Origin of the sequence: Anaerophaga thermohalophila str. Valhall (assembly GCF_000250735.1) — a bacterium.
Lineage (GTDB): Bacteria > Bacteroidota > Bacteroidia > Bacteroidales > Marinilabiliaceae > Anaerophaga > Anaerophaga thermohalophila_A.
The window spans coordinates 1-11,549 of sequence record NZ_AHZV01000038.1 but is presented as its reverse complement, the minus strand read 5'-3'; the positions used below and the strand labels follow the sequence as shown (position 1 = coordinate 11,549).

Here is an 11,549-nt window from a genome sequence, read left to right as displayed (position 1 = left end):
TATGCTTTTTATACCGCACTCACTTATCTGAAAAATTATTGCAATTTCAAAGGAACAACAATGATTTTTATTAGAAAACCCGAATACTTTGCACTATTTTTGTTGAGAATAACAAACCCGTCGTTTTCAGGGAAAAGCGATGTGCGGTTTTAGCTCAAATCAGCCATTAATAAAATTATTCATCCTACTTTTGACCAGAAATAACAACAAAATATTACTTCTGCTTTTTGGCCTCCTGGTGGGACTTCCACTGGTAGTGACTATTGTTTTTATGTTTCCGGGCGTTCAAACCAGGGTGGTTTCGAATATTACCCGGCGTTTAAGCAATGATCTGAATACGGAAATATCCATCGGCCGCATCCAGGCTCTGCCTTTTTCGGGAATCAGGATTAGCGATTTTCTTATTCGTGATCTGAACCAGGATACTTTGCTCTTTTCTCCGAATGTTCATGCCGAAATAGATTATTTCTCTTTTCTGCAAAAACACTTTTACATTGGCAGGGTAACAATGGATGCACCACGCATAAACCTGACCGAGCACGACAATAAAATGAACTTTGCCTTTTTGATCGATTCAATCGGAGCCAATCGTCCCGATACATCGAAGTGGCACTACTCCGTCAGGGGTATCAAATTAAAAGACGGAAGTATATCTGTTGCACATTCTGTATTCCAAAACCCGAATTTTAAGCAACAATCATTTGGGTTCAATAACGTCAACCTCGACATAGAGAGAACCTCAGGGGTTGCAGATTCATTGAATTTCCGGATCAATCATTTGTCGTTTGAGGAAAAAGCCGGACTTTCCATTCAAAGTGGCGGAGCCGAGGGGAAAATTCGTCCCGACAAGATATCTGTTCAGAATTTTTTTCTGAAAACTACTCTTTCCGAAATAAATATTAACTCCCTCGATATTCCGGTCAACCCGGGAAAAAACAAACTAAGCGAGAATCAAAGGTTTTTGACTAAAATTAAGAAAATTTATCTGTCACCCGAAGAGCTGGGCTTATACCTCAAAAACATTCCCCGGATTGAAACTTCCATTGGTTTGTCGGGCCAGATTTACGGTTCATCTAAAAATTTGAAAGGACGCGGTATTAATCTCGCACTGGGGAGAGAAACCAGGATAAATTTGTCTTTCGATATCAGCGATCTTTCCGACTATAGGGAAACATTTCTTTTCATAGACATCGAAAACCTCGAAACTACCCCCTCCGATTTGCTCAGAATCACGGGAAGATCGGAAGACCTGAAAGGAGGAAATTTACCTGCTCTCGGAACTATCAGGTACGCCGGTAATCTCACGGGTTTTACCAACGATATGGTTGCTTACGGCAACTTCCATACTGCTCTTGGAAACATCAGTACCGATATAGGCGTTAAATTTGAAAAAGATAAGTCTGTCTCTTACAAAGGAGGTCTGAAAACAACCGATTTCAAATTGGGAGAAATACTGGACGATAAAAGCCAAATCGGTGATCTGACTATGAATGTTGATGTAAACGGTGTATGGAAAGACAAAAGCCACTATTTCTCCTATCTGGCAGGGGAAATAAAAAAATTTGAATGGAACGAATACCTTTATCGCGATATTGACATCAACGGACTTCTTACCCATCAAAGGTTTGACGGCTCAGTAAGGATTGATGACGATAACGGAAGTATGGATTTTGACGGAGAGATCGATCTTGCAGGAAATGTTCCCCGCTTCCGATTCCGGGCATTTCTGGAGAATGTGATGGCCGACCGCTTAAATATTTTACCAAACCTGAAAGACGGAGTTATTACATTGGGGATAGGTGCCGACTTTGAAGGAGATAATATTGACAATCTTGCAGGTGAGGTTAATATTACCGACGGACTCATTTTCACCCCTCATACTTCGCTCGAAATTGACACGCTTTCATTGAAAGCTTTTGAAGAGGATAGTGTGAAGCGAATGACACTGCGATCTGATTTTGTGGAAGCTGATCTGACAGGAGAATACAACTTTGCTAATTTCAGACAGTCATTTTTTGATATGATTTCCCATTTTCTGCCTGCAATGGTTCCAACTGTGGATGAAAGCGAAGTACCCGGGAACCGTTTCAAATTCAGCGTTGCTTTCAATGGGTTTGACAAAGTCATCAGACTGTTTTACCCCGACCTTGAATTGGCTCGAAAAGGAGAACTTCACGGGACGATCGACTCAAAAAAACAGATATTTGATATTAGTGCATCAATTGACAATGCAGCTTTCAAGGATATCAATGCAAAAGGCATAGAGTTTTATGCCAGTACAAGAGGTGGTGATGACCTGCAAATAGTGACCCGTGCAAGTGAAATTGACCGTAACAATGCTTTGACCTTATATAATTTCTCAATACACCAAAAAGCAGGACAAGATACCCTGGATATGAATATTTTCTGGAACAACTGGCACGAGGTTACCAACAGCGGGGCAATTTATACTACATCGTCCTTCCGTAAGGACAAAGAAGACGATTTCTATTTCACTACTCATTTGCATCCTTCTACTGTTATACTCAGGGATTCCATCTGGAATATCAACGAAGCAAAAATATTACGAACACCAAATACAATAAGTATCCGGGGCCTGGAAATTAAACACGCCAGCCAGAGACTTGCCCTTAACGGCTTCCTTCACCGAAAATCCATGGATGGTATGCGTCTTGAAATGAACAACATCGACCTCTCCCAGCTTTTTAAATCGAACAGAGAAAAATCGCATCAGTTTGGCGGTTTGGCCAACGGCAGCATAGAACTAAAAAATTACTATCGAACACCGCTCTGGACAGCCAATTTTTCAATTGACGATTTCAGTTTTGACGGAGATACTGCAGGCTTTTTTACCGTTGCCTCCCAATGGGACCAAAGCAACGACGCCCTGGCAGTCAGTACTTCTTTAAAAGACGGGGAAAAAACTCCTCTTATTGGCCAGGGACATATCTACCCTGAAGAAAACAACATTGAACTCGATCTCGATCTGGACGGTTTCAACATTTCTTTTTTGGATACTTTTATAGGAAACATATTACAAAACTTCACCGCAAATACTTCGGGAAAACTGCACGTAACGGGGCATCTTAACAAACCGCTACTGACAGGGCAGGTAGACATTGATGACGGGGAGTTTGATGTAGATATTTTACAAACCTCCTATAAACTCAGAGATTCTGTATGGTTTTACCCCAATGAAATACGATTCAGAGATGTTAAGGTAGAGGATAAATTCGGGAAAACCGGCCGATTCAGAGGTTCAATTTATCATACGGGTTTTTCCGATATGGTATATAACCTGCAACTCGATGTAAACAACCAACTGGTATTAGATACCAAAGCAAAAGACAATCCCTATTACTACGGAACTGTTTACGGCAGTGGAAAGATGCTGGTGAACGGTACATCACAAAACACCGAATTAACAATCAGTGGTACCACCCACGAAAACACCAGGTTTTTTATTCCAATGGCCGACACAGAAGAAGCCGTACAAAGTAATTTTATTCGATTTATCTCCGGCAAAGATCAACAAGAAGAAATATATAGTCCTACTCTTGAAGAAGACGATGCAGAATACAAAGTAGACCTGTCGGGCCTTGAGCTCAATATGGAGATTGATGTTACTCCTGCTGCCAGAATAGAGATCATCTTTGATTCGGCTACAGGCGATGTTCTGAGCACTACCGGAAACGGAAACATTCAAATTCAGATCAACCGGCAGGGAAATCTGAGTTTCTTCGGCGAGTACATGATTGAAGAAGGTGAATACCTTTTTTCACTTCAAAACCTCGTCAACAAAAGATTCCTAATCAACCAGGGAGGTACCGTCACCTGGCAGGGTGATCCTTACAAGGCACATATTGATCTAACGGCTGTTTACAAATTGAAGGCCCCACTCTCCGATCTGATTGGCCCGATGACAGAAACCGGTACAGGTGAAAACCAGGATATTCACAGACGTATCCCTATCCATTGTAACCTGATGCTGTCAGGACCGCTCGAAAAACCGGGAATAAAATTCGGCATTGAAGCACCTACTTTAAGTGAAAGCCGGGAAAATTATATCCTCGATTTTATTTCTTCCGAAGATGAAATGAACCGTCAGGTTTTATCCCTTCTTGTCCTGAACCGTTTTTATACGCCCGATTACCTCAGGATGGAAAATACCGAAGGCATGCAAACAAACAATGCCGCCCTGGTAACCACTACCGAAATGCTGTCAAACCAGCTGAGCCGCTGGTTGTCCAACATCAGCAGCGATGTCGATGTGGGAGTCAGTTACAGACCCGAAGACAACATCTCAAGTGAGGAAATTGAAGTAGCCCTTTCGACCCAGATGTTCAATAACCGGGTAACCATAAACGGAAACGTGGGCTATGGGAAATACCAGACTAATACCAGCAAAATGGTAGGTGATTTCGATATGGATATTAAACTGAATAACAGCGGAACCATCAGAGCAAAAGCCTATACCCGGTCAAACGATGACATCATTTACGAAACATCGCCAACAACACAAGGCATTGGTATCTCCTTTAAAGAAGAATTCGACAAATTCACCGAACTGCTGAGCAAATACTGGAAAGCCATCACAGGAAGAAAGGATGATGAAGCTCCCTAAATCCTCCTCCACCCGGTGGGAAAGTTTATGTGCAAAGCTAATACTTAAGTTCACCACGGATTATACAGATTTTCACGGATTAGTATAGAATTAGTGCTCATCTCAATACTCCGTTAAACTTTTACAGATGTCTGGTATGGTAAAGACGCCCAAATTGGGTATCTCTACCGCTCATAATAAAAACTTTGCGTCATTGCGTCTCTGCGTTTAGGCTTTTTAAAAATCCTTGCTATCCGGGGTGAATTCACATTCTCAGCCTTTAGTTGCCTGCTGATCAAGCAACCATAAACTCTTAGACCTGTCAACCTTTGAGGCCGGATAAACACCGTAATCTCCTTTACGGTTCAGTATTTCATCTACTTTCGGAGCTTTTTCCCTGCCGGTTACGAGAAAAACAATCTCCCTGGCATTATTGATGACCTGCCCTGTTATGGTAATGCGTTTCTGCCCTGTTTCAGGATGCGTACCGATCTCGCACCATTCGGGCGAATCCCAAAGTGATAGTTCATGCGGAAAAATGGAAGCCGTGTGTCCGTCATCGCCCATTCCCAGTACCACTACATCAAACTGTGGAATGCCGTTCTCCTTCGGCAGGTTTTCATCAACTACTTTGCGATAATCAGCCAGGGCTTCTTCTGGAGTCAGCTCGCCCCTGATTCTGAAGATATTCTCTGAAGGAACACTAATATGATCAAAAAGATGCACTTTGGTCATCTTGTAATTGCTTTCATCGTTATCCGGTGGCACACACCTCTCATCCCCCCAGAAAAACTTAATTCGATCCCATTTTATGACATCTTTATACTCCTGCGACAGGAGATCAAAAATAGCTTCAGGGGTGCTTCCACCCGACAGGGCAATATTCACCACATCATTTTGCAGAGTGAGCTCTGTCAGGTAATCACCAAAAAAACGGGCAAGTTGTTCTTTAGAGTAAAAAATCTTTGTTTCCATTCATTTTCAATTTAGAGACTGGAACCTGAGGCTGAGGTTAAGGCTGAGGCTGAGGTTAAGGCTGAGGCTGAGGTTGAGGTTAAGGCTGAGGTTGAGGTTAAGGCTGAGGTTGAGGTTAAGGCTGAGGTTGAGGTTAAGGCTGAGGTTGAGGTTAAGGCTGAGGTTGAGGTTGAGAATTCACCACAGATATCACAGATTCTTTGCAAGCAAAGCGGCAGAGCCGAGCGTACACAGATTTATCAATTACCAATGATCAATTACCAATTAACGAATTGACCAATGACGAATTCTTGCAAGGCAAGCGGCGGAGCCGGGCACCGGAACCCGAAACCCGGAACCAGCAACCAAGCAACCAGCAACCAGTAACCAGCAACCAGCAACCAGCAACCAGTAACCAGCAACCAGCAACCAGAATTAACTCTGAACACTGCTCCTCTCAAAGCTCGCAATACAGACCGTCAGATAAATTCTTGCAGGGATAGCGCCAGGTCATATTTCCTTCTATCAGATCGTCACTTTCCTCAGGGCCCCATGAGCCGGCAGGATAGCCGTGAACTTTAATACACGGCTGTTCTTTCCAGGCCTGAAGGATGGGATCAATAAATTTCCAGGCTGCTTCCACTGCATCTCCCCTGGAATAGAGCGTGGGGTCGCCCAGCATACAGTCGAGCAACAAACGCTCATAGGCCGAAGGAAGATATGTATCACCCAGCTCTGAGTAATGAAAATCCATATTCACATCCTGTACCCTGAAACCGGCTCCCGGCACTTTCATCCCAAATTTCAGCAACAATCCTTCATCCGGCTGAATACGAATAACCAATTGGTTCTGCTGACGAATTATAGCAGGATCGTCGGCAAACAGGTGATGCGGAGTCGGCTGATAATGAATAACAATTTCCGTTACCCGGGTGGGCATCATTTTCCCTGTCCTTATGTAAAAAGGAACTCCGGCCCAGCGCCAGTTGTCAATAAAAAACTTCATGGCCACAAAAGTCTCAACCCTCGATTTGGGATCAACGCCTTTTTCCTTGCGATACCCTCTTACCTGTTTCCCACGCATCTGAGCTTCGGTATACTGACCTCGTATCACGTACTTTTCAACCTCATCCTTAGGAATGGGACGTAACGACTGCAATACTTTAACAATTTCATTCCTTATACTTTCTGCATTGATCAGAGCAGGAGGTTCCATTGCTACCAGGCTGGTAAGCAGCAACAAATGGTTCTGTACCATATCCCGCAATGCACCGGATTCTTCATAATATCCTCCACGTCCCTCAACGCCAATATCTTCGGTTGATGTTACTTCTACGTGGTGTATGTAGTTGCGATTCCATAAAGGCTCGTAAATATTATTCGAAAAACGGGTTACCAGAAGGTTTTGCACCGTTTCCTTTCCCAGGTAATGATCAATACGATATATCTGTTCTTCACGGAAATACTCCAAAAGTTCACGATTTAACTTTTTGGCACTTTCAAGATCATGCCCGAAAGGTTTTTCTACAATTAACCGTCTGAATCCATGTTCACTCCAGTTCAGACCCTGATCTGCCAAAAAACGGGGAACCAGCGAATACATACTTGGAGGGGTTGCCAGATAAAAAATGAAGTTCCCTTCACTACCTGTTTCCTTGTCCAGAGCCAGTAGTCGTTCTTTAAATCCTTTGTATTCACTGCCTTCTTTGGTATTAAAAGAATAATAGTAGAGCCGTTTCAAAAAATCATCAAATGCGCCCTCCTTTTTGGAGGAGAACTCACTAATACCCGCTTTCATATTTTCACGGAACTGATCGTCCGACAGCTTTGTTCTGCCCAATCCCAGAACCGAGAATTTCTCCGGCAAGAGTTCTTGTTTATGCAAATCGGCAAGTGCCGGTATAAGTTTACGTTTGGTTAAATCTCCTGATGCTCCGAAAATAACCAGTATGTGATTTTGTGGTTTTCTCATTGTTCTATATTAATTTCCTTAATAATTTGTTATCTCTTCCGACTGATAAATGGAGGCTGAGGCTGAGGCTGAGGCTGAGGTTGAGGTTGAGGTTGAGGCTGAGGTTACGAAAAAGAAAAGGGATTGTTCAGAAAACCGGTTCACATTATAAAATCTGCGGCCATCTGCGCTAATCTGCGAACCAAAATACCCTTGGGGCGGTTGCTTCCAGCTTCCAGCTTATTACTCCCTCGTCCTGTTGAAAAAATGAGGTGAATCTCCCCACTTATCAAACCCCGGCCGCCGGCCAATCATTTCGAGCCTTATTGAAAGGCAGTTTGAGCAATCTTCAGCTCCTTCATCGGTACAGGGTTTATTCTGGTACAACAAATAATTTCTTCTGAGGTTCGATGGGGTAATATTTGGCATGATCACATTGGCGCCTGCCTGAATAGCCTTTTCTCTTCCCATCGGATCAATTGCCTGCATGGCTGTGGTTGCGGCAATATTAATATCAGGCATCATTAAGCGCAATAAAGCTACCATATTGAGGGTTGTGAGAAAGCGTTCCAGCGGTGTCCATAACTCCAAACGCCTGGAGTAAAGCGGTGTATCCTCGTGTTCTATATAAGGCCCCATTCCGACCATATCAACGTCAAAATCTTTAAGGAACAGAAGGTCTCCGGCCAGGTGTTTAAAGGTTTGTCCCGGGAGACCAATCATCACTCCGGTTCCGGTCTGATACCCGGCATCCTGAATAGCCTTCAGACAGTCCAGCCGCTTTCTGAACCGGTGTTTCTCATTATCTGGATGCAATTGCCTGTAAAGCTCTTCATCGGAAGTTTCAATGCGCAAAAGATACCTGTGAGCCCCGCTTTTAAACCAACGCCGATAAGTCTCAGGCGTTTGTTCTCCTAACGAAAGCGTAATGCCTAACCTTCCATTTGTTTTCTCTTTAATCTTTCTGAGCAGCTGATCGATCCTGTCTACAAAAACGGGGTCGTCGCGCTCTCCGGATTGCATTACCAGTGACCCGTAATGATGTTCATACGCAAATGTAGCAGCATCCAGAATGGCATCGTCGGGCAAATCGTAACGCTCAGCATTCTTATTACTTTTTCTGATCCCGCAATAAAAACAATCTTTTGTGCAAATGTTGGAAAATTCTACCAGGCCGCGATAATAAACTTCATTCCCCCGGCTTTTCAACAAGCAATCGCCTGCCAAAGTCAGCAGCTTTTTCTGCTCATCACCTCTCAGAGCCAGCAGTTGCTCAAGGTTCTCAATACTCCACGAACCGGATTCTACTATTTGAAAAATGTCCTTCAATTCGATTTCATTTTAGAAAGACGAAATTAATAAGAAAAATCGATGTTCAATGAGCAATTGTCAATTGAGGCTGAGGTTGAGGTTGAGGTTGAGGTTGAGGTTGAGGTTGAGGTTGAGGTTGAGGCTGAGACTTCACCAAAGGAATCAGGCAGAAGTTTGACAGGCAGAAGGCAGAAGTGATAAATTTTTGAATGACAGGAAGACCCCTTTTGTCATTCTGAGGAGGAACGACGAAGAATCTCACTAAAACACCTGCCGCAGCTTATTCTATTCATAAAATCATTCTGCTACCGGTCTTCAACCGCTCCGCGGTTAATTTCTACCATACTCGTATAATCGCCTATTAACCTATTAACCTACTAACCTATTAACCTACTGACCTATTGACCTACTCCCCCCGTTTCCTGACAAAACTCAAAGAATATCTCTAACAATTAGGGTAACTTTGAGAAAACGATAAACTGGAACAACCATGATCAATAAAAGTCTGCTGGAACCAAAAAGTATCGTCATTGTAGGGGGTTCCGAAGATACAACCAAACCCGGCGGAAAGCTCCTGAAAAACATCCTGGACGGGGGATACAACGGAAAACTCTGCGTCATCAACCCGGGGCGCGACAAAGTGCAGGGAATAACATCATGGAAGACGGTAAACGATATGCCAGAACCCCCCGAACTCGCTATTCTGGCAATTTCAGCCCGACATTGTGTCACTGTTACCGATGAGCTTGCAAAAAAAGGCACAAAAGCTTTTATCGTTATCTCGGCAGGCTTCAGCGAAGACAGCCCCGAAGGCGCTGAACTTGAAGAAGCGTTGAAAAAGAGTGTAGACAAAGTCAACGGAACTTTAATCGGCCCCAATTGCATCGGGGTATTGACCCCGGTTTACAGCGGAATTTTCACATCGCCGGTACCCAAACTCGACCCCAAAGGCTGCGATTTCGTCTCCGGCTCCGGCTCTACAGCGGTTTTCATTCTGGAATCGGCTTTGCCTAAAGGACTCACTTTTTCATCCTTAATTACAGTGGGCAACAGCGCCCAACTTGGTATTGAAGAGGTGCTGGAATATTGGGACAACGCGTATGAACCAGGTAAAAGCTCCAACATCAAACTTATCTATGTAGAAAACATTAAAAATCCCGACAAACTCCTCAAACATGCTTCGTCGCTTGTGCGTAAGGGATGTCGCATTGCAGCTATAAAATCGGGGATTACCGAAGCCGGACAAAGAGCAACAGCTTCGCACACAGGAGCCATGGCCAGTGCCGACTCGGCAGTAGAGGCGCTTTTCCGGAAAGCCGGTATTGTAAGGTGTTTCGGACGGGAAGAACTGACCACGGTAGCTTCGGTATTTAATTATCCAAAGCTGGAAGGAAAAAATCTGGCCATCATAACCCATGCCGGTGGTGCCGGGGTTATGCTTACCGATGCCCTGTCGGGAGGAGGCCTCAACATACCCCCGATAGAAGGAAAGGCGCACAACGATATTCTTGATATTTTAAATCCAGGGGCATCTGCTTCTAACCCCATTGACATACTGGCCACGGGAACTGCCGAACAACTGGGAAAAGTCATCGAATATTGCGACAATCAAATGGATGACATCCATGGTATGATCGTCATTTTTGGCAGTACAGGCCTCTCCCGTGTCTTTGATGCTTACGAAATGATTCACGAAAAGATGAAGCAATGCCGTAAACCGGTATTCCCGATTCTTCCTTCTGTCACCAGCGCCCGGGAAGAAGTCGAATTCTTCCTGTCGCACGGACACATCAACTTCCCTGATGAAGTAGTCCTTGCCAGGGCGCTCACCAGCATTAATCAGACGCCGGAGCCCGCCGATGAAGACATTTTCAGGGAAGGGATCGATATACCGGCCATTCGGTCTGTTATTGAAGAAGCTCCGGAAGGATTCCTGGATCCCGCAACAATCAATGACCTGTTACAGGCCGCAGGAATTCCCGTTGTTCAGGAAGGTGTCGCTACATCAAAAAAAGAATTGATGTCACTTGCTAAAGAATTTGGCTACCCGCTTGCAATAAAAGTAATAGGACCTGTACACAAATCGGATGTCGGGGGCGTAACACTAAATATTAAGTCAGATGCACACCTGCTATCGGAATTCCGTCGGATGCGAAAAATCAAAGGTGTAAAATCAGTTCTGGTACAGAAGATGCAAACAGGCACCGAGCTCTTCATCGGGGCAAAATATGAGCCAACCTTTGGCCATGTCATCCTGTGCGGACTTGGCGGCATCTTTGTCGAAGCCCTGGGCGATCACTCCCACGGTCTGGCCCCTCTCACCTTCAACGAAGCCTGGTCGATGGTACGCAGTCTCAAGAGTTACCCCATTCTTCAGGGATTCCGGGGACAGGAAGGCATCAACGAGGAACAATTTGTAGAGATCATTGTCCGTCTGTCCACCCTGTTGCGCTTTGCCACCGAAATTAAAGAGATGGACCTGAATCCCCTGATAGGCAACAAAAAGGAAATAAGGGTAGTGGATGCGAGAATGAGGGTGGAGAAAGGCTGAGACTCAGGCTAAGGCTAAGGCTAAGGCTAAGGTTGAGGCTTAGGTTGAGGTTGAGGCTGAGAATTCACCATATAAGACATATAAGAACATAGAAGATAAGGTTGCATCAAAGATGAACCAGATTCTTTGTAAGCAAAGTGGCAGAGCTGAGTGTACACAGATTATTCAATGATCAATAA

Annotated in this window: 6 protein-coding genes; 3 read left to right on the top strand and 3 right to left on the bottom strand. The window is 44.3% G+C overall.

Annotated elements, in window-relative coordinates; all coding sequences use genetic code 11:
- The first annotated feature begins 190 nt into the window (after nt 1-190).
- Nucleotides 191-4,624 (top strand): translocation/assembly module TamB domain-containing protein, encoded by a 4,434-nt coding sequence (locus OQ5_RS0101350; RefSeq protein ID WP_100221859.1) that lies wholly within the window; start codon nt 191-193, stop codon nt 4,622-4,624.
- A 252-nt stretch (nt 4,625-4,876) separates the two neighbouring features.
- On the opposite strand, the gene pgl is transcribed toward OQ5_RS0101350, so the two are convergent.
- The 3 genes from pgl to hydE form a co-directional block, all read right to left on the bottom strand.
- Nucleotides 4,877-5,578, bottom strand: a complete 702-nt coding sequence (gene pgl / locus OQ5_RS0101345; RefSeq protein WP_016775763.1) for a 6-phosphogluconolactonase — start codon at nt 5,576-5,578, stop codon at nt 4,877-4,879.
- Nucleotides 5,579-6,014: 436 nt separating this feature from the next.
- Nucleotides 6,015-7,529, bottom strand: a complete 1,515-nt coding sequence (gene zwf / locus OQ5_RS0101335; protein ID WP_016775761.1) for a glucose-6-phosphate dehydrogenase — start codon at nt 7,527-7,529, stop codon at nt 6,015-6,017.
- Nucleotides 7,530-7,751: 222 nt separating this feature from the next.
- Nucleotides 7,752-8,837 carry a [FeFe] hydrogenase H-cluster radical SAM maturase HydE gene (gene hydE / locus OQ5_RS0101325; protein ID WP_016775759.1) on the bottom strand — a complete coding sequence of 362 codons (1,086 nt, stop codon included), beginning with the start codon at nt 8,835-8,837 and terminating at the stop codon, nt 7,752-7,754.
- A gap of 42 nt (nt 8,838-8,879) precedes the next feature.
- Between hydE and OQ5_RS23345 the strand changes: the two genes are divergently transcribed.
- Nucleotides 8,880-9,017, top strand: a complete 138-nt coding sequence (locus OQ5_RS23345; RefSeq protein ID WP_016775758.1) for a hypothetical protein — start codon at nt 8,880-8,882, stop codon at nt 9,015-9,017.
- 292 nt (nt 9,018-9,309) lie between these two features.
- Nucleotides 9,310-11,370, top strand: coding sequence for an acetate--CoA ligase family protein (locus OQ5_RS0101315; protein WP_016775757.1), 2,061 nt, complete (start codon nt 9,310-9,312; stop codon nt 11,368-11,370).
- Nucleotides 11,371-11,549 lie beyond the last annotated feature (179 nt).

Excerpts from the sequence above, each read along its gene's own strand:
- pgl (WP_016775763.1), bottom strand. The coding sequence starts at position 5,578 with ATGGAAACAAAGATTTTTTACTCTAAAGAACAACTTGCCCGTTTTTTT.
- zwf (WP_016775761.1), bottom strand. The coding sequence starts at position 7,529 with ATGAGAAAACCACAAAATCACATACTGGTTATTTTCGGAGCATCAGGA.
- OQ5_RS23345 (WP_016775758.1), top strand. The coding sequence starts at position 8,880 with ATGTTCAATGAGCAATTGTCAATTGAGGCTGAGGTTGAGGTTGAGGTT.
- OQ5_RS0101315 (WP_016775757.1), top strand. The coding sequence starts at position 9,310 with ATGATCAATAAAAGTCTGCTGGAACCAAAAAGTATCGTCATTGTAGGG.